The sequence below is a fragment of the Dyella sp. 2YAF14 genome (assembly GCF_052114725.1).
In the GTDB taxonomy this organism is placed as follows: Bacteria; Pseudomonadota; Gammaproteobacteria; order Xanthomonadales; family Rhodanobacteraceae; genus Dyella.
The window spans coordinates 165,150-183,464 of record NZ_JBFRFH010000005.1 but is presented as its reverse complement, the minus strand read 5'-3'; the positions used below and the strand labels follow the sequence as shown (position 1 = coordinate 183,464).

Annotated in this window: 11 protein-coding genes; 5 read left to right on the top strand and 6 right to left on the bottom strand. The window is 65.4% G+C overall.

The genetic code is table 11. The features are described 5' to 3' along the window. Nucleotides 1–6: 6 nt before the first annotated feature. The 4 genes from AB4Y82_RS10730 to AB4Y82_RS10715 all read right to left on the bottom strand — a co-directional run bounded on the left by AB4Y82_RS10730 (nt 7) and on the right by AB4Y82_RS10715 (nt 6,442). Entirely contained in the window at nt 7–1,764 is a 1,758-nt protein-coding gene (locus tag AB4Y82_RS10730) for an autotransporter assembly complex protein TamA (RefSeq protein WP_441603078.1), read from the bottom strand. 98 nt (nt 1,765–1,862) lie between these two features. Continuing rightward, on the bottom strand, nt 1,863–2,741 hold the full coding sequence (locus AB4Y82_RS10725) for a class I SAM-dependent methyltransferase (protein ID WP_441603077.1): 879 nt from the start codon (nt 2,739–2,741) through the stop codon (nt 1,863–1,865). A gap of 51 nt (nt 2,742–2,792) precedes the next feature. Further along, nucleotides 2,793–5,390 carry a glycosyltransferase family 2 protein gene (locus tag AB4Y82_RS10720; protein ID WP_441603076.1) on the bottom strand — a complete coding sequence of 866 codons (2,598 nt, stop codon included), beginning with the start codon at nt 5,388–5,390 and terminating at the stop codon, nt 2,793–2,795. Between the two features lie 395 nt (nt 5,391–5,785). Beyond that, nucleotides 5,786–6,442: a helix-turn-helix transcriptional regulator gene (locus tag AB4Y82_RS10715; protein WP_441603075.1), complete on the bottom strand. Its 657-nt coding sequence runs from the start codon at nt 6,440–6,442 to the stop codon at nt 5,786–5,788. Between the two features lie 132 nt (nt 6,443–6,574). Here AB4Y82_RS10715 and AB4Y82_RS10710 point away from each other — a divergent pair, with 132 nt between their 5' ends. Beyond that, the gene (locus AB4Y82_RS10710; RefSeq protein ID WP_441603074.1) at nt 6,575–7,627 is read left to right on the top strand and encodes a class I SAM-dependent methyltransferase; all 1,053 of its coding nucleotides are present in this window, start codon (nt 6,575–6,577) and stop codon (nt 7,625–7,627) included. A 59-nt stretch (nt 7,628–7,686) separates the two neighbouring features. On the opposite strand, the gene AB4Y82_RS10705 is transcribed toward AB4Y82_RS10710, so the two are convergent. Next, nucleotides 7,687–8,154 carry a Dps family protein gene (locus AB4Y82_RS10705; RefSeq protein ID WP_441603073.1) on the bottom strand — a complete coding sequence of 156 codons (468 nt, stop codon included), beginning with the start codon at nt 8,152–8,154 and terminating at the stop codon, nt 7,687–7,689. Between the two features lie 280 nt (nt 8,155–8,434). Between AB4Y82_RS10705 and hrpA the strand changes: the two genes are divergently transcribed. Next, complete coding sequence (hrpA, locus tag AB4Y82_RS10700; protein WP_441603072.1) at nt 8,435–12,505, top strand: ATP-dependent RNA helicase HrpA; 4,071 nt, start codon at nt 8,435–8,437, stop codon at nt 12,503–12,505. 87 nt (nt 12,506–12,592) lie between these two features. On the opposite strand, the gene AB4Y82_RS10695 is transcribed toward hrpA, so the two are convergent. Next, nucleotides 12,593–13,069 (bottom strand): hypothetical protein, encoded by a 477-nt coding sequence (locus AB4Y82_RS10695; protein WP_441603071.1) that lies wholly within the window; start codon nt 13,067–13,069, stop codon nt 12,593–12,595. A 383-nt stretch (nt 13,070–13,452) separates the two neighbouring features. Between AB4Y82_RS10695 and AB4Y82_RS10690 the strand changes: the two genes are divergently transcribed. From AB4Y82_RS10690 to AB4Y82_RS10680, 3 genes are all read left to right on the top strand, one after another. After that, nucleotides 13,453–15,588, top strand: a complete 2,136-nt coding sequence (locus tag AB4Y82_RS10690) for a RelA/SpoT family protein (protein WP_441603070.1) — start codon at nt 13,453–13,455, stop codon at nt 15,586–15,588. 75 nt (nt 15,589–15,663) lie between these two features. After that, nucleotides 15,664–17,388 carry a hypothetical protein gene (locus tag AB4Y82_RS10685; protein ID WP_441603069.1) on the top strand — a complete coding sequence of 575 codons (1,725 nt, stop codon included), beginning with the start codon at nt 15,664–15,666 and terminating at the stop codon, nt 17,386–17,388. A gap of 1 nt (nt 17,389) precedes the next feature. Beyond that, nucleotides 17,390–18,235, top strand: a complete 846-nt coding sequence (locus AB4Y82_RS10680; protein ID WP_441603068.1) for an SDR family oxidoreductase — start codon at nt 17,390–17,392, stop codon at nt 18,233–18,235. Nucleotides 18,236–18,315 lie beyond the last annotated feature (80 nt).

The window sequence follows — 18,315 nt, the reverse complement described above, 5'->3', positions numbered from 1 at the left end:
CGCTGCTCACAGATCCGGGCCGATCACGACGTGCAGTTCCACACCGTGCTCATCCGGGTTGTGCACCGGCGTACCCAGGTCCACCCGGATCATACCCACCGGGGAGAGCCAGCGTACGCCCAGGCCTGCGCCGATCTTGGGGCGATAATCCGTGCCGGTGAATGCGTTGCCCGCATCGACGAACGCAGCCATGCCCCATTGGCGCGTGAAGTAGTGCTCCACCTCGGTGCTGCCGACCAGCAGGTTCTCGCCACCGATCACGCGGCCAAACGAATTCTTGGGGCCGATGCTCTGATAGCTGTAGCCGCGCACCGAACGGTCGCCGCCCGCGAAGAAACGCAGCTGCGGCGGCAAGTCGTCGAAATTATTGGTCCAGGTGGCGCCGGCCGAACCGCGCACGATGAAGCGGTTGTTGCCCCAGAACGAGGTAATCCATTTGCCGTCGGCCGTGACCTGGCTGAAGCTCGCGTCGGAGAGCAGCGAGCCCACCGTGGAGCGTGCCGTCAACACCAGCGACCAGCCATTGCGCACAAAGATCGGGTTGTCGCCCGATTTGCGCGACAGCGACACCTCCGGATAAAACAGGTTGCTCTGGCCGTGTTCCAGCCCCTCCACGTTGTCCGCTTCGCCGGGTTTCTGGCCCACGGTGAAGGTGCCGTCCAGCGCATGAATGCCGATGGTGCGCACCCATCCATGCCACTCGCGCGTCTCGTTGGCCACCAGTTCCAGCGTCTTGGATTTGGACGTGTCGGTATTGGAGTCGCGGTAGGTGGCGCCGTAGTTGAAGCTGCGCTGGTTGGGGCCGGGCAGGGGCACCGTGTACAACGTCGACAGCGTCTTGAGTTTCTGCGCGAGGATCAGCTCGTTCTTCCACTTGTGGCCGCTGGCGTTCACCCAGCGCCGCTCCATGCCTGCGCGCACGCCAAAGCCCGTGTCCGTGCCGATGAAGGGGCCGCCGGTGTAGACCGTGCGCTTGGCCGGCGAGAGTTCCACCTTCACATCGACCACGCCGTTTTTCTTGTCGTCCACGTCGGGCAGCACGTTCACGACCGAGAAATAATCCGCGCCGTTGAGCGCCTGCTGCAGCTGCAACAGCTTGTCCTGCGCAAAATATTCGCCTGACTTGAAGGGCACGTAGCGCTGCAGGAAGCCCTCCTTGAACTGCGAGCCTTCGAAATGGACGTCGCCAAACTTGTAGCGCTGGCCCGCCTCCCAGGCGAGATGGACGACGGCGCTGCGCTCAGCGCGATTGACGTCCACCCGATGCGTGGTCAGGCGCGCATCGAGGAAGCCGTTGGCGGTGAGCGCGCCGCTCAGCGCATCGCGAGCGGAGTCATACTCGCCATGGTTCAGCGTCCGGCCCTTGAGGTTTTCGATGGCGCGTTGCGCCCGTCGAATCGCCGGGATTTTCGATGCCGTGGCGTCGAGTTTGAGATCCACCTCGGTGACGGTGACGGGCGATCCGGGGGTGACATGCAGCGTCACGCGCCAGTCGGTGCCCACCGGATCGAGTTGCCCCTGCACCTTGGCCTCGTAGTAGCCATACGGCTCCAAGGCCGTCTTGGCCTGGTCCAGCGACTGTTCGTACAGGCGGCGCACCTGCGCCTCGGTCACGTCGCGATTGGCGTACTGCGAAAGATCGACGCCCGAACTCACCGCCAGCTTCAACGGATCGTCCACGCCATCCACCACCAGCTGGACACCTGCGTGCGCCAGCATCGGTATGCATAGAAGTAGCGCGGCAAGGCGTTGGACTATATGCATGCTTCCGGATCCGTCCTCGCCACCCCATCCGTTATTGGAGGGCAGACTTGCCGTGATTATCTAGCAGCTGGAATGTCTGCGATGAATCAAGAACCTTGCTATCGAGTAGCTTTGAGAATATTCGGCAGCATCTTCCACGATTCGGCCGAACTCGCATCATCGACATGGAATCCTTCGCGCGGGGCGTAACAGAACCCAGCTTCCGCACGGCTGAAGCCGGCGTCGCGAATCTGATCGAGGATGTCCCACCCGAAGTTGTGGAAAGTGTAGATGCCACCGCGGTTGAGTCCGTCGCCATGGTACTCCGGCGGCTGCAGGTGCTCGATGTCACCGGATGCATTCGGGCGACCGCGGAGTATCGACCGGGCGTTGCCGATGAAAAACGGAACCGTGAACAGCATGACGCCGCCGGGCTTCAGCACGCGAGCCGACTCGCGCAGCGCCGCCGCGGTGTCGTAGACATGCTCCAGCACATCGCTATGCGCCAGGAAGTCCAGCGTAGCGTTCCCGTAGGAAAGCGAGGTGATCGATTCGTGCCGTGTATAGCGCCATCGCCACCAGCGAGTGGACCACCAGTAGTGACGGCCTGATTGGCGATCTTCGCCGAGAAACTCCGATCCACGCAGCCAAGGCATGCGCGCGTGGGACTGCGCATACAGTCGCGTGGTCTTCTCGAGCAACGCACCCTGGGTGCCGGCATGGCCTTGCTTGCCGCCGTCGGCGAGCATGGCCGCAAGCATCAGGCGCTGCCGGGTATTCAGGCGGCAGCGGACGCAGCACAGGTTTTCCCGCAGGTTGGGATGGGTTGCACGCGCAGCGTCGAGACGGAAGGTGGTCTGGCCGTCGCAGGCGATGCAATAACCCGGGTACGAACGCTGTTCGCCCAGCAGCCCGACTTCACGCGCGATATCGGCCTGCGCGCGTTGAGCCGCGTCAATCCATGCCGTTTGCGTTTCGAACCAACGTATCGTCGACATACCCGCATTCCATTCGTGAGCCAGCTGCGCACCGGGCGACAGTCGGGTAGATCAACCCGCCTTGTCGCCCGCCTTGTGCGCAATCCACGCGCCAATCACCGCCGATACGTACGGAATCGCCTGTGCCGCGAGGATGAACATCCACAACGTGCCTTCGACGTAGTGCGTGCCAAAGCGCATGCCCATGCCGACGATACAGCCGACCAGCGCGATGGCCATGAGGAATTCCTCGCGCACCGGCGCAAACGCGGCGAAATTGCTGCCGCCCAGGCGGCGGCTCTTGGCCGTCACCACGAACGAGGTCTTCTCCCGCGTCAGGCCATGCAGGATGCCGCGCGCGATCGCGTGCGACAGGCTCATGCTGGCCAGCGACGCCATCAAGGTGTCGTACCAGCTGCAGGGTACGCGCACGCGGTACAGCACGATGCCGAAGATCGCCTTGGCAAAGAAGAAGCCGATCACCGGGATCAGGAACAACTGCATCGGCAAGTTGAAGATGGTGGGGAAGGCCACCATGCCCGCGGTCCAGAAGATCGCCATCATGGTGAAGATCAGGTGCAGCGCATCGGCAAACCAGCTGAACCAGCCGGTCAGGAAGTGGAAGCGCTGGCCCGCGCTGAGCGGACCCTTCTGGGTCATCCAGTTCCAGCGGCCCTTGAGGATCTGCATGGCGCCGAAAGCCCAGCGGTAACGCTGGCTCTTGTACGCCTTGAAGTCCGCCGGGGTGAGGCCCTTGCCCATCAGTTCGTCGACGTAGACCAGCTCGTAGCCGGCATGCATCAGGCGCAAGCCAAGCTCCGCGTCTTCGCAGATGGTCCATTCGGACCAGCCGCCGGTGCCTTCCAGCGCCGAGCGGCGCACCATGGTCATGGTGCCGTGCTGGATGATCGCGTTGCGCTCGTTGCGATGGTGCATGCCGATGCGGAAGAAGCCGTCGTATTCCCACGCGGTCATGCGGCGGAAGCGGTTGTGCTCATAGTCGCGATGCGCCTGCGGGCACTGCACCACGGCCACCTTGGGGTCGTGGAAGTAACCGGTGAGCGAGGAGAGCCAGTCTTCGCGCACCACGTAGTCGGCATCGATCACTGCCACCACGTCTGCACGAGGATCGGTTTCCTTCAGGCCGAAATTCAGCGCGCCGGCCTTGAAGCCCGGCCACGGTTCCAGATGGAAGAAGCGGAACTTGCTGCCGAGCTTTTCGCAGTATTCCTGCACCGGCTTCCAGATCGCCGGGTCCTTGGTGTTGTTGTCGATCACCAGGACTTCGTAGTTCTCGTATTTGAGCTCGGCCAGCGAATCGAGCGTGACGAACACCATTTCCGGCGGCTCGTTGTAGCAGGCCAGGTGGATCGACACGAACGGCTGCTTCTCCACCGGATCGGGCGGCAGCAGTCCCGCATGACGCACCCAGCCGCGGCGCCACAGCACTTCGGTGAACTCAAAGCCGTTGATCAGCAGGATGGCGAGGATCGCGATCTGGGCCGGGAACAACAGCACCAGCATGGTCCAGTCGATCCAGCTCAGATAGAAATTGAACGGCAGCGTGGCCGACCAGGTGACCAGGCCGCAGGCCAGCTGGATCAGCGCGCAGAAGAAGAACCGGCCGGTGAGCTTGAAACGGCTATAGCGGCGGGCGAACCAGATCATAGGAACCAGCGCGAGCAGGCTGGCGCCCAGCGCCTTCCACGGCCACGCGGTGTCCTCGGTCACCGGTCCGGTGAACGGGAACTTGGGCTGGCGATCGGCGTTGAACATGCCCCAGTACGCTTCGGTGCGACCCGACAGCGCTTCTTTCCAGGGCTGGTCGAACGCTTCCATCACGTAGTAGTCGATGTTGCGTTTCTTCGCTTCGTTGAACCACGTGCGCAGGAAGATCGCTTCATTGGACACCGACGGGTCGGCGTACTTGTAGCGATCGCCGTTGGAGGGCCAGCCGATTTCGCCGATCACGATCGGCTTGTTGGGGTACAGCTTGTGCAGGTTGTCATAGCTGCCCAGGGCGGCGCCCACGGCAGCGCTGCGGTCGATTCCGTTCCAATAAGGGAACAGGTGCACCGTGATGAAGTCGACGTGCTCAACCAGCTCCGGATATTTGATCCAGATATGTTCCGGCTCGGCGATGGATACCGGCTGATGGATCGCCGCACGCACGCGGTCGGCATACGCCATCAGCTGTTCCGGCGGGACATCGTTGCGAAACAGCACCTCGTTGCCCACGATCACGCGGTTGATCGAGTTGGGGTAGCGACGCGCCTGCGCAATCAGCGTCTCGACTTCGTTTTCGTTGTTGTCCAGGCGCCGGTCGATCCACGCGCCGGCCATGACCTGCAGGCCGTCCTTCTCCGCCAGGCGATAGACCTGTGGATTCTGCAGCGTCGAATACGTGCGGATGCGCGATGTGTAGCGCTTGAGCAGCTTCAGGTCGCTGTCGATCTCCTCGTCCGACGGGAAATCGTTCTTCAGCGGATTCTGGTAGCGCTGGAAAGCGGACAGGGCAAAGCCACCGATCGGGCCATTCCAGTTTTCCGGGCCGTGCGGCAGGTTGCTCCACCACCAGAGGCCGATGTTCATGGCCGCCACGATCAGGGCAAGCAATATGGCTGCGAGCAGGGGGTGCTTGCTGTCGTGGTTGGTCGAGTCTGTTTTCATATTCCAAGTGCCTCGCGCCGGGAGCTGTTTGCCCGCAGGGCGAGGAAGAACGAAGGAGTGTATGTCGATACACGACTGAGTGATGACGCGGCCCTGGGGGCAAACAGACCCGGCCCGAAGGGTTGCGCTCGAGCGGCCGCCAGGCGGCAGCGCGCGGCTTGACCTGCCAGCCAGGCAGGCGCTGCGCCACGCACTGCCGCCTGGCGGCCGCTCGAGCGCAACGCGAGGTACTTGGAATATGAAAACAGACTCGTACTGGCGCTCAAAACGATCCCCGTGGCTGCCTCACACGAGGCCGAAAAGCATTGGAAGCTTAACCATGCGGGGCTTTTGTCTCAATCGAAATGGACCGGGATGGTCAGCGTAAGCTCAGGCCGCGGTTGGGCCGGCTGCTGTCATCGGCACGGAACAGCCATCCGGCACAGTGCTGCGACCAGAGTGGCCTGGCTGTGCTGGACGGTTTTTTCAAAGACATGCTTGAGGTGGTTGCGCGCCGTGCCCTCGGCCATGGCCAACAGGCGGGCGCAGTCGCGCAGCTCGTGACCATCGGCCAGCATGCCGGCCAGGGCCGCCTCACGCGGGGTCAGGCCGAACGCCACCGCCAGCGCTTCTGGCGGCAACGGCCGTAGATGTTCAGGGGTTGTGACGAGCACCACCACTTCCGGCGGCGGGCCCGGCAGGGGCGACAAACGCAGCAGCCAGGGCGCGGCACGACGGGAGCGGCGCCGCAGAGCCAGGTAATGGGGCCGCGAGGGGCGCCCGTCGCTGCGCACGGATGCGGCGGTCAGGGCGATGGCGTGCCGCAGCCGCCGCGTGTCCGCCGCGCTGGCCGCCTTCAGGCCGGCAGGGCCCACCAGCAGGCCGTCACGTCGCGCCAGCAGGTCGTGGGCCTGGTGGTTGAGAAAGGAGGGCTGGGCCTGCGCGTCCACCAGGATCACGCCGATCAGCAGCTGGTCGAGCAACTGCTGCAACAGGGCTACGCGCACACCCGCGCCAGGTGCCAACGGCGCCTGCGATTCCCCTGCGGATAGGTGTCCCAACGGGCGTGGCATGTCGTGCTCCTGCCACCGGCCTAGTCCTTTCGCGCTGTCCGGTATGGGACAGGCGCATTCGCCACGGCCAGCGTATCCAGGAAGTTCCATCCTACTCCACTGCCCTCAAGGGCGGTGTCGCGGAGCACTGTCATGGCGATCGATGAACAAAGACTTCACGCTTTCCTGGGACGAGCCGTTGGCGATCTGGGGGCCGCCATCAGTGCCACGCTGATCCAGATCGGCGACGAGCTGGGCTTCTACAAGGCGCTGGCGAAAGAACGCCTGACCCCGACGGAGCTGGCCGAGCGCACCGGCACCTACGAGCGCTACGTGCGCGAGTGGCTGGGCAACCAGGCCGCGGGCGGCTATGTGGAATTCGACGAAGCCTCCGGCCGCTACGGCTTGAACGAGGAGCAGGCCTTGTGCCTGGCCGACCCGCACGGTCCGGTGGATGTGCCAGGCGCTTATTCCATCGTGGAGGCGCTGTTCCATGCCAAGAGCCGCACCCTGGAACACTTCCGCAATGGTGAGGGCATGGAGTGGGGCGAGCATCATCCCTGCCTGTTCCATGGCACCGAGCGCTTTTTCCGGGCCGGCTACAACGCCAACCTGATCGGCGCCTGGCTGCCGGCCCTCGATGGCGTAGTGGACAAATTGCGTAAGGGCGGACGGGCCGCCGACGTCGGTTGTGGACATGGGGCAAGCACCATTCTGATGGCCAAGTCCTTTCCCACCTCGCAGTTCGTGGGCTATGACTATCACGCACCATCCATCGACGTAGCGCGTGAACGTGCCGCCGAAGCGGGAGTGGTCAACGCCTCATTCGAAGTGGCCGACGCCACCGGCTACAAAGGCAAGGATTTCGACCTGATCGCCTTCTTCGACTGCCTGCACGACATGGGCGACCCGGTAGGTGTCGCCAAGCACGCGCGCGATGCGCTCAAGGCCGATGGCAACTGCATGATCGTCGAGCCGTTCGCCGGCAACCACGTGCAGGACAACCTCAACCCAGTGGGGCGTGTCTATTTCGGCGCATCGGCGCAGATCTGCGTGCCGGTGTCGCTGGCGCGGCACGGCCCCGCCCTGGGCGCCCAGGCGGGTGAAGCGAAATTGCGCGAAGTGGTGGTGGACGGCGGCGGCTTCCAGCGCTTCCGGCGTGCTGCGGAGACGCCGTTCAACATCGTGCTGGAGGCGCGGCCCTGAGCGTGATGCCTGCGGACCGCGACACACCCTCGCTTTGAAAGCGAGGGTGTCGAGGCGGCTTACTTCAGCAGCGAGCGCAGCATCCAGGCGGTTTTCTCGTGTTCCTTCAGGCGACCGGTGACGATATCGGCCGTGCCTTCATCGCCTGCGCCATCGGCCACCTTGATCACTTGCCGTGCGGTGTGGGCGGCGATCTCGTGGCCATCAACCAGCTGGCTCACCATCTCCTTCCAGTCCGGCACGCCGGCTTCTTCCTTGATCGAGGTGAGCTTGCCGAACTGGCTATAAGAGCCCGGCGCGAATACATCCAGCGTGCGGATGCGCTCGGCCACTTCGTCGGCGGCCAGCCAAAGTTCGTTGTACTGCGTCTCGAACATGGTGTGCAGGCTGTTGAACTGCGGGCCGGTGATGTTCCAGTGGAAGCTGTGCGTCTTCAGATACAGCGAATACGTATCGGCCAGCAGCTTGGACAGCTGCTCACCAATCTGTTCCCGGTCCTTCTTGGCGATACCGATGGAAATGGCCATGTCGTGCTCCTTGAGAGGGTGATGGGAGGGAAGCTGGACTCAGGTTAGTGAGCCGGTACCTGTTGGGGAAATGAATCCTTCTGATGCTGGCGATAGGTCTGACCTATCACCCTGTTTGAACGGCCTACTGCAAGGAGTTGGCGTCGCCGCCGGCGCATATCGAGGTTTGCGCGGCAAGCTGCCGCAGTCCGTCGCCCTGTGCGAGCCGGTACCGGCAGGACGGCTGTGTTCTTTTGACCGGTCCCGCACTAGCCCCTCTGCGGCTATCATCTGCGGTCCGATGACCCCGACCGCATCCAACGCCGCCTCCACCGACGCGCGACTGCGTCCGTTGCGCCAGGCGCTCGACGACGTATCGACCCGCGACCAAGGCCGCCTGCTAAGCCGGTGGCGCGAGCTGTCGCGCCGGTTCGACGAGAAAAAGCTGGCTGCGCTTGCCCGCGATATCGACGCTTCCGTTGCCCGCCGCAAGGCGCGTGCGGATGCCAAGCCGGCGATCCGGCTGGATGAATCGCTGCCGATCACCGCGCGCGCCGAGGAAATCGTCGAGCTGATCCGCAAGCACCAAGTGGTGGTGATCGCCGGCGAAACGGGTTCGGGCAAGACCACCCAATTGCCCAAGCTCTGCCTGGCGGCGGGACGTGGCGAAGCGGGCATGATCGGCTGTACCCAGCCGCGCCGGCTGGCAGCGCGCTCGGTGGCTCGCCGCGTGGCCGAAGAGCTGGCGACCCCGCTGGGCGAGCAGGTCGGTTTCCAGGTGCGCTTCAACGACCAGGTGTCCGATCGCACCCTGGTCAAGTTCATGACCGACGGCATCCTGCTTGCGGAAACGCAGGGCGACCCGTGGCTGAGCGCGTACGACACCATCATCATCGACGAGGCGCACGAACGCAGCCTCAACATCGATTTCCTGCTGGGATATCTGAAGCGACTGGCGGTGAAGCGTCCGTCGCTGAAGATCATCGTCACCTCGGCCACCATCGATACCGAACGTTTCGCGGAACACTTCAGCGGCGCGCCCATCGTGTCGGTGGAAGGGCGCGCCTATCCGGTGGAAGTGCGCTGGCGCTCCGTCGACGAGGTGGCCGCACGGCGTGGCCAGCGGGCGGGCGATCTGCAGCAGGGTGGCGCCGACCATGTGGCCGCCGTGCTCGATGAGATCACCCATGACGACCCGCGCGGCGACGTGTTGATCTTCCTGCCCGGCGAGCGCGAAATCCGCGACGCGCATTTGCTGCTCTCGCGACGCCAGTACCGCGAGACCGAAGTGATGCCGCTGTACGCGCGTCTGTCGGCGGGCGATCAGGATCGCGTCTTCAAGCCGGGCATCAAGCGCCGCGTGGTGCTGGCCACCAACGTCGCCGAAACATCGCTCACCGTGCCCCGCATCCGCTTTGTGATCGACACGGGCCAGGCGCGCGTCAAGCGTTACAGTCAGCGCAGCCAGCTAGAGCGCCTGCACGTGGAGCCGATTTCGCGGGCCGCCGCCGACCAGCGAAAAGGTCGTTGCGGTCGCGTGGGTCCCGGCACTTGCTACCGGTTGTACGACGAGGCCGATTTCGAGAGCCGCGCCGCCTACACCGATCCCGAATTGCTGCGCTCCTCGCTGGCCAACGTCATCCTGCGCATGCTGGCGCTGCAGCTGGGCGAAGTGGAGGACTTTCCGTTCCTCGAAGCGCCCGATCCGCGCGTAGTGGCGGACGGCTATCGTCGCCTGGCGGAAATTTCCGCCATCGACGATGCGCGGCGACTGACGCCCACCGGCCGCACCGTCGCCAAGCTGCCGATCGACGTGCAGCTGGCGCGCATGCTGGTGGAGGCGCAGCAGTTGCACAGCCTGCGCGAAGTGCTCGCCATCGTGTCCTTCCTCAGCATCCAGGATCCCCGAGAGCGGCCGGCGGATGCGCGCCAGCAGGCCGATGCGGCGCATGCGGCATTTTCGGATCCGAAATCCGATTTCGTTGGTGTGCTCAATCTGTGGCGCGACTACGGCAAGGCGCACGAAGACCTCACGCAGTCCAAACTGCGCGACTGGTGTACGCGGCACTTCCTCAGCTTCATGCGCATGCGCGAATGGCGCGAGCTGCACCGGCAGTTGTTGCTGGTGGTGCAGGAGCTGGGGTGGAAGCTGGATGCAGTGACGTCGCGAGAAGCCATCACTTCTCCCTCTCCCGGCCGGGGTGAGGGGCCAACCTTGCGCGGCGCGACAAAGGCGACGGCTGTTGCCGTAGAAAAGAAAAGTGACAGGAAAGGGTCGGGCGAGCACCCGCCCCTCACCCCAACCCTCTCCCCGGAGGGGAGAGGGAGCAAGGGCGACGACGAGGCCGCGAAGCAGTACGAAGCCATCCATCGCAGCCTGCTCGCCGGCCTGCCCACCCAGGTGGGCCACAAGGACGAGAAGGGCGTCTATCGCAGCACGCGCGAACGCCGCTTCCAGGTGTTCCCTGGTTCGTCACTCTCGAAAGTGCCGCCCAACTGGATCTTCGCGGGACAAATCCTCGATGTCGGCGGTCGCGTGTGGGGCATGATGTGCGCACGCGTCGAGCCGCTATGGATCGAACAGCAGGCCGCGCATCTGTTGCGCGCGTCCTGCCGTGACGCGCACTGGTCGCGCAAGCGCGGCCACGTGGTCGCGTACGAGCAGGTGAGTTTGTTTGGGCTCACCCTGGTCGAGCGTCGGCCGGTCACCTTCCAGAAACAGGATCCCGCGCTCGCGCACCAGATCTTCCTGCGCGAAGCCCTGGCCCGTTGCGATATCGACGCGCGCGCTGACTTCATCCGCGCCAACCAGCGGGTGTTGGAAGATGCGCGCGGCATCGAGGCCAAGCAACGCCGCGAAGGCTTGCTGCGCCATGAAGACGAGCTGGTCAGCTTCTTCGAGGGCAAGCTGCCGCAGGACATCGCCGACAGTCGGGCATTGGATGCGTGGTATCGCAAGGCGCGTCCGGCTGAACAGGCTGCACTGCGCTGGTCGCTTGATGATGTGATGAGCGGTGGTGCGGGCCTTGATCCCAAGGCATTCCCTGCGTCGTTGGATTTGCCGCCACAGAAATACCGTCTCGAATACCGATTCGTCCCGGGTGACGATGCAGATGGCGTCACCCTGCATCTGCCGCTGGCCATGTTGAACGCCTTGCCCGCCGCGCGTTGCGAGTGGCTGGTACCGGGTCTGCTCGCTGAAAAAATCGCCGAGCTGATACGAGGACTGCCCAAAGCCTTGCGACGGAACTTCGTGCCGGCACCGGATTTCGCACGCGCCTTCGTGGAAGCCGAAGCGCCGCGCGACGAGTTGCTGACCAAGGCGCTTGCTGTGTTCCTCAAGCGCGCCACCGGCGTCGATATATCGGCCCCCGAATTCGAACAGGTGATGCTGCCTGCGCACTTCCGCATGCGCTATCGCCTGCACGACGAAAACGGCAAGACGCTGGCGACCGGGCGCGACCTCGCCGCCATCCGCGCGCAATGGGAAGGCCAGGCGCGCGAGGCGTTCTCGCGCAAGACCGATATCGAGCTCACCCGTGAAGACATCGCCAGCTGGGACTTCGAAGAAATTCCACAGCAGGTGCGCTCGACCGGTGGCCTGCTCGCATTCCCGGCGCTGGTCGACCTGGGCGACGCGGTGGCGCTGCGCGTGTTCGAGCGCAGCGACGAGGCACGCGAAGCGCACGTGCAAGGCGTGATTCGCCTGTTGCGCAACGCCTTGGCCACCGACATGAAACAGGCGCGTCGTCGCCTGCCGGTCGGCAATCCGCTCGCATTGAAATACGCGCCAATCGGCGGCGTGGACGGCCTGCGCGAGGATCTGGTCGAAGGCGGCTTGCAGGACCTGCTGTCACGCTACCAGCTCAATGTGCGCACAGCCGGGGCGTTCGAGGCGTTGCACACGCAGGCAGCCCGCGAACTGTTTGGCGCAGCCGTCGAGCGATTGAAGTTGGCCGAGCCCATCATCGAGGCGCAGGCTGATCTGAAACCCTGGCTGCAACCACCGCTGATGGGTTTTGCGCGGGCCAGCTACGACGATCTGCGCGAACAGCTTGATGCGCTGCTCACGCCCGGCTTCCTGCGTGATCTACCGACATCACGGCTGGCGCACTATCCGCGCTATCTCAAGGCCATGCGTTTGCGTGCCGAGCGCCTGCGCCAGGATCCGGCCAAGGATCAGCAACGCCTGTTGCAGGTGCTGCCGTTCTGGCGCGATTACCTCAAGCATCGCGCCGCCGGTACCGAAGCGCTGGACGAACTGCGCTGGCTGATCGAAGAGTGGCGCGTGTCGCTGTTCGCGCAGGAGTTGAAGACGGCCGAGCCGGTCTCGGCCAAGCGCCTGATGCGCGCGCTGGAAAACCTCGCCTGAGTCATCATTTGTGGGAGCGCACCCTGTGCGCGACGCGTGAACATCGCCACGCCAATCGCGCGCAGGGTGCGCTCCTACAGGCGAGATTTACTTCACGCGACTCATCGGCGCAGTGTCATTGCAACCGTCCACCGCCGCCATCCAGTTGCCCATCAGCGAGCGGCGGATGGCGATCTTCGGATTCTCGCTGGACATGCAGGACACGCGGGTGCTGTCGCTCTGCTGCCACACCTGGTTGTTGTCGAGGGTGACCTGGGTATGGCCGGTAAAGCCCGTGAACGAACCCTGCACATGCGCCTGCACTGGGCCGGCTTTTTCGGTGGTGGGGTAGAACACCGGCTTGCCGCTCTGGTCGACCACCTTGGTCACGACCTTGCCGTGTCCGCTCAGCCAGTTGTCGAGGTTGCTCAGTTCATCCGGCGACAGTTTGTCCAGGCCCGCCGCCTTGAATTCCTCCGGCGACATGCGCTGCTGCAGCGGTACGTACTGGTCGGCAGCGAAAGCGACGGCGGGAACGGCGAGAGCGACACTCATCAGCAACAGCAGCGAACGGGCCAGACGCATGGGGTAGTCCTCTAGGGGCAAGGGGTGAAGCGTTGCTGGCGCAGCATACACGGCATGAATCGCCGGTTCATGCAGGCGCCGGGCAACCAGGGTGACTGCACTAGGGACGCTCTGGTCTATTGCACATGGGCGTCACCGTCTCTGTCTGCCCGCAGATGGGTGTTGCGACGACGAAGGCAGGCTGGTGGCCTGTCGAGTCGGCGCGACGCACAGCTGCGGGCAGACAGAGACGGCCCTCCGGGTGATCTCCAGAGCGTGCGCAGGGCGCGATGCGCGTCTTGCCCAGGCAACCAGCCTGGGCCGCGACACACCTCGCACCCTGCGCACGCTCTGGAGTCATGCCGCCCATGTGCAATAGACCAGAGCGTCCCTAGAATAGCCGCATGGTTCAAGCCGTCCTCCATGCAAGCTCGGGTCTCGCCGAGTGGCACGAACGCGCCGGCAGCGTGCCGCCCGTGCTGGGCGAGGCGCTGGACACGTGCGCGGTGCTGCCCATGAACCAGGCCGAATGCGTCGACGTGCTGGAGCTGCTGGCCATGCTGGGCTGCGATGCCCAGACCCAGGCCGCCGCCCTCTGGTTCGAGGTGTCGCGGATCGATCCGGCCCTGTGGGCCTTGCGCGAGGCCGGGCTGCCGCCCGAGCTGCAACGGCTGGTCAGCGGCCAGCTCGCCGCGGAAAAAGTATGGGCGCTGCATGCCCAGCACGGCACCGACCGTGGCGCCGAAGGGCTGCGCCGCCTGTTGCTGGCGATCATCCGTGACTTGCGCGTGGTGTTCATCCTGCTGGCACGCCAGCTGGCGCACATGCGCGCGGCGAGCAGCCTGCCGGACAACGAGCGCCAGGAGCTGGCGCGCCTCACGCAGGACATCCACGCACCGCTGGCCAATCGCCTCGGTATCTGGCAGTTGAAGTGGGAGCTGGAGGATCTGGGCTTCCGCTACCTGCAACCGGAAACCTACAAGCGCATTGCGCGGCTATTGGACGAACGTCGCGTCGATCGCGAAGACTTCATCCGAGAATCGCTGGATGCCTTGCAGGGCTCGCTGGCGGCGGCCGGCATCCGCGCCGAACTCGCCGGCCGGCCGAAACACATCTATTCGATCTGGAAGAAGATGCAGCGTAAGGCGCTGGAGTTCTCCGATCTCTACGACATCCGCGCCATTCGCGTGCTGGTGGATTCGGTTGGCGATTGCTACGGCGCGCTCGGCGTGGTGCATACGCTGTGGCCGCACCTGCCGGGCGAGTTCGACGATTACATCGCGCGCCCCAAGGGCAACGACTATCGCTCGCTGCATACGGCGGTGATCGGGCCGCGCGGCAAGACGCTGGAAGTGCAGATCCGCACGCACGAGATGCACCGCATCAACGAGCTTGGCGTGGCCGCGCACTGGCGCTACAAGGAAGGCGGCGCCGGCGACAGCGAGTTCGAGGCGAAGATCGCCTGGATGCGCCGCCTGCTGGAACCGCGTCCGGACAGCGAAGGCGATCTGGCCGCCGAACTGCATACCGAGTTGCTGGAAGACCGCGTCTACGTGCTCACGCCCAAGGGCGAAGTGGTAGACCTGCCTCACGGCGCCACGGTGCTGGATTTCGCTTATCACGTGCACACCGAGGTGGGTCATCGCTGCCGCGGGGCCAAGGTCAACGGACGGATCGTGCCGCTGACGTTCCAGCCTTCCAGTGGCGATCGCATCGAGGTGCTGACGGCGAAAGTGGCCGAGCCCAGTCGTGACTGGCTGTCCTCGCATCACGGTTATCTGCATACCTCGCGCGCCAAGGAAAAAGTGCGCACGTGGTTCCGTCGCATTGCGCACGATGCCAATCTCGCCGCCGGTCGTGCGATCTTCGAAAAGGAGATCAAGCGGCTTGCGCTGCCCGCGGCGGACATCGGCAAGTTGCCCGCGCATTTTCATCTGAAGACGCACGACGAATTGCTGGTGGCGCTGGCGCTCGGCGAAGTGGCGCCTGGCCAGATCGCACGCGTGTTGCAAGAAGCGGCAGCGCCACCGCCTGCCGCGCCGCCGCCCTCGGCTGCCGCGCAGGCAAGGCAGGCGCTGCGCGATCACAGCGCACTCAGCATCGAGGGTGTCGGCAACCTGCTCACCACGCTTGCACGCTGCTGCCAGCCATTGCCCGGTGATCCGGTGCGCGGCTTTGTGACGCGCGGCCGCGGCGTGTCCGTGCATCGTGCCGATTGCGCCAGCCTGGCACGGCTGGCGCGGCGCGATCCGGATCGGGTGATCGAGGTGGAGTGGGGCAAGGCTGCCGCCCGGGCCTATGAAGTGGACATCGAGTTGAGCGGCTATGACCGCAAAGGCTTGCAGAAGGACGTCACCAGCCTGATCAGCAACATGGGCACGCACATCATCGCCTCGTCCAGCCGGCTGCTGGGCCACACCGGCGAAGTGGAGATGCGCTTCACCCTGCGTGTACGCGACTTCGAACAGCTGTCGGGCCTGCTGAGCCGGCTGGTGGCGCTGCCCAACGTGGTCGACGCACGCCGCGTCAGCGGAGCCTGAACACTGCGCGTTCCCACCCGGGAGTCGCAGCGGCGCAATGTTAAGCTGCCTTCGTTAACCCACCTTCGTGAACCCATGAACGGACGCAAAGACCAGCACGACCACGGGGTGTCGGGCCGCACCGAGCCCACCCTTGGCAACCTCGACAGCCTGGACGGGCCGGCGCCCCAGTCCCGGGAGGACGACGGGCTGCCCAAGTTCACGCTGGATCCCGACCTGCGTCGCGGCGGGTCGTCGCGCCCGCCGGTGCATCGTCCCAAGCGCCGGGGCTGGCTGGTGCCGGTGGTAGTGCTGATTGCCATCGGCATCGGTACCTCACTGTGGATCGGCCAGGACAGGCTGCGCGGCTTGGTGCCGAACACCGAACTGGACGGCATTCTGGGGCGCGCGGAAACGGCGCTGCAGGAAGGCCATCTCGATGGCAACGACGGCAGCAGCGCGCGTGAGTTGTTCGAAGCGGCGCGTGCCCTCCAGCCGGACAACGACCGCGCCCGCGACGGGCTGCGCAACGTGGGTCAGGCCGAGATCGCGCGAGCGGATGCCGCACTGCAGGCCCACAAGCTGGACGAAGCGGATCAGGCGCTCACCGCGGCGCGCGAACTGCTCGGTGGTGGGAGCGATGTCGATCGGCTGACCCAGGCCTTGGCGGCGGCGCGCAACGGTGCGGTGCCTACTGATCGCCTGGTGGATCAGGCCCAGCAGGCGTTCGCCGCGGGCAAGCTCGAAGGAGACGATGGCGCAGGCGAGCTGTATCGCCGCGTGCTGGCGGCCGATCCCAACAACGCCGTGGCCAAGCATGGCCTGGAACAGGTCGGCGACGCGATCGCCGGCCAGGTACACAAGGCGCTCGATGCAGGCGATCGCGCGCAGGCGGCGACCCTGGTCGATCGTCTTGCCGTGCTGCTGCCCAATTACGCGGAACTGCCCGCGCTGCGTGCGGCGCTGGTGCAAGAGAACCAGCAGAACAACGGCGCTCTCAGCGATGCCATCAAGCAAGGCCAGGACGCGTTGCGCGATGGCCGCATCGTGGGTCCCGGCGAGGACACCGCGCTGGCGCACTTCAAGGCGGCGCTGGCGATCGATCCGGACAACGCCGATGCCAAGGCCGGCATGGGCCAGGTCGCGCAGGCGCTGATTGTGCAGGCAAATGCCGCCGCCGAAAACGCCGACCCTGCGCATGCGCGCCAGTTGCTGGATCAGGCGGCAGCCATCGCGCCGCATTCGGCCGATCTGGCGGCGGCGCGTGCCCGCATCGGTGGCGAAGGGCGCAAAGCAAACTCAGCGCAGGTCGCCAACGACATCGCCAGCGATGTCGCAGCCGACAGCAACGACAACCTGCAGCATCCGCCGCTCACGCCGCAGCAAAGCGCTGAACTCGCCCGCACCATCCAGCGCGCCGATGCGGCCGCGCGGCAGGGCAACCTTATGCTGCCGCCGGGCGAGAGCGCCTATGACCTCTACCGCCAGGCCCTGGCCATGGACGGCAACAATGAAGCGGCGCGTCACGGGCTGGAGTCGCTGTCCGGCGTGGCCGTCCAGCAGTTCAACCAGGCGCTGGCCAGCGGCAATCTTCCAGCCGCAGGCAATCGACTCGCCGACCTGGCCGATCTCTCGCCGGGCAGCGCCAGCCAGGGCGAGCTGCGTAACCGTCTCGCCGGTGCATGGATGGACCAGGCCGAACGGGAATTGCAGAACGGCGATCGCGCCAGCGCGGCGCAGGCGCTCGATAGCGCACGCAAGCTTGCACCCGGCAATCCGCGCCTGGCGACGTTGACGGCGCGTCTGCAATCGGGCGGCTGATATGACGGTGCTTGTGTTCGGGGCCAGCAGTCAGATTGGCCATTTCCTGCTGCCGCGGCTGCGTGCGCGTGGCGAATCGGTGCTTGCCCTGAGTCGCCAGTCGCGGCCGGCGCAAGCCGGCGTCCATTGGCTGCAAGGTGCGCTGCCCGGCCCGCTCTTCGACGTGGGCCGCCCCACGGCCGTGATCAACTTCGGCCCGCTGAATCTGTTTGCCCAATGGCTGGCGTCGGCCGGGCTGCCGGCGGCCACGCGCGTCATCGCCACCAGTTCGATGAGCGCCGAGTCCAAGCAGGCCTCGGATGTGCCCGCCGAGCGCGAGCTCTCGCAGTCGCTGCGCGATGGCGAGCTTGCCGTCGCCGCCGCATGCGACCGCCAAGGCATGCCTTGGACTATTTTCCGGCCGACGCTCATCTATGGCGCCGGCATCGACAAGAGCCTGACGCCGATCGCGCGTCGCGCCAGTCGGCTGCACATCTTTCCGCTGCCGGCCGGCAGCGGCCTGCGCCAGCCGGTGCATGCGGACGATATTGCCGCCGCCGTGGTGGCTGCCCTCGATCATCCCGAAGCGGCTGGCTTGATCGTGCCGCTGGGTGGCGGCGAACGGCTCACCGCGGGTGAGATGTTCGCGCGCGTGCGCCGCAGCCTGACCACGTCCACCGTGCCGGTGCCGATTCCGGCCACGCTGCTGCGCCTGGGACGCTACGCCGTGCCGCGTCTGCGCGGCCCGTTGACACGGTTGGAAGCCGACCTGATCGCCGACAACAGCGATTTGCAACGGCTGCTGGGCGTCTCGCCCCGTCCGTTCCGGCCCGACGCAACCTGCTGGCAACCGCAGCCCCCATTGTAGGAGCGCACTTGTGCGCGACCGCCGCCGGTAGGCGGCTCCGAGGCGGACCGGTCGCGCACAAGTGCGCTCCTACAACCCTG

Coding starts and splice junctions, on each gene's coding strand:
- AB4Y82_RS10730 (WP_441603078.1), bottom strand. CDS start 1,764: ATGCATATAGTCCAACGCCTTGCCGCGCTACTTCTATGCATACCGATG.
- AB4Y82_RS10725 (WP_441603077.1), bottom strand. CDS start 2,741: ATGTCGACGATACGTTGGTTCGAAACGCAAACGGCATGGATTGACGCG.
- AB4Y82_RS10720 (WP_441603076.1), bottom strand. CDS start 5,390: ATGAAAACAGACTCGACCAACCACGACAGCAAGCACCCCCTGCTCGCA.
- AB4Y82_RS10715 (WP_441603075.1), bottom strand. CDS start 6,442: ATGCCACGCCCGTTGGGACACCTATCCGCAGGGGAATCGCAGGCGCCG.
- AB4Y82_RS10710 (WP_441603074.1), top strand. CDS start 6,575: ATGGCGATCGATGAACAAAGACTTCACGCTTTCCTGGGACGAGCCGTT.
- AB4Y82_RS10705 (WP_441603073.1), bottom strand. CDS start 8,154: ATGGCCATTTCCATCGGTATCGCCAAGAAGGACCGGGAACAGATTGGT.
- hrpA (WP_441603072.1), top strand. CDS start 8,435: ATGACCCCGACCGCATCCAACGCCGCCTCCACCGACGCGCGACTGCGT.
- AB4Y82_RS10695 (WP_441603071.1), bottom strand. CDS start 13,069: ATGCGTCTGGCCCGTTCGCTGCTGTTGCTGATGAGTGTCGCTCTCGCC.
- AB4Y82_RS10690 (WP_441603070.1), top strand. CDS start 13,453: ATGGTTCAAGCCGTCCTCCATGCAAGCTCGGGTCTCGCCGAGTGGCAC.
- AB4Y82_RS10685 (WP_441603069.1), top strand. CDS start 15,664: ATGAACGGACGCAAAGACCAGCACGACCACGGGGTGTCGGGCCGCACC.
- AB4Y82_RS10680 (WP_441603068.1), top strand. CDS start 17,390: ATGACGGTGCTTGTGTTCGGGGCCAGCAGTCAGATTGGCCATTTCCTG.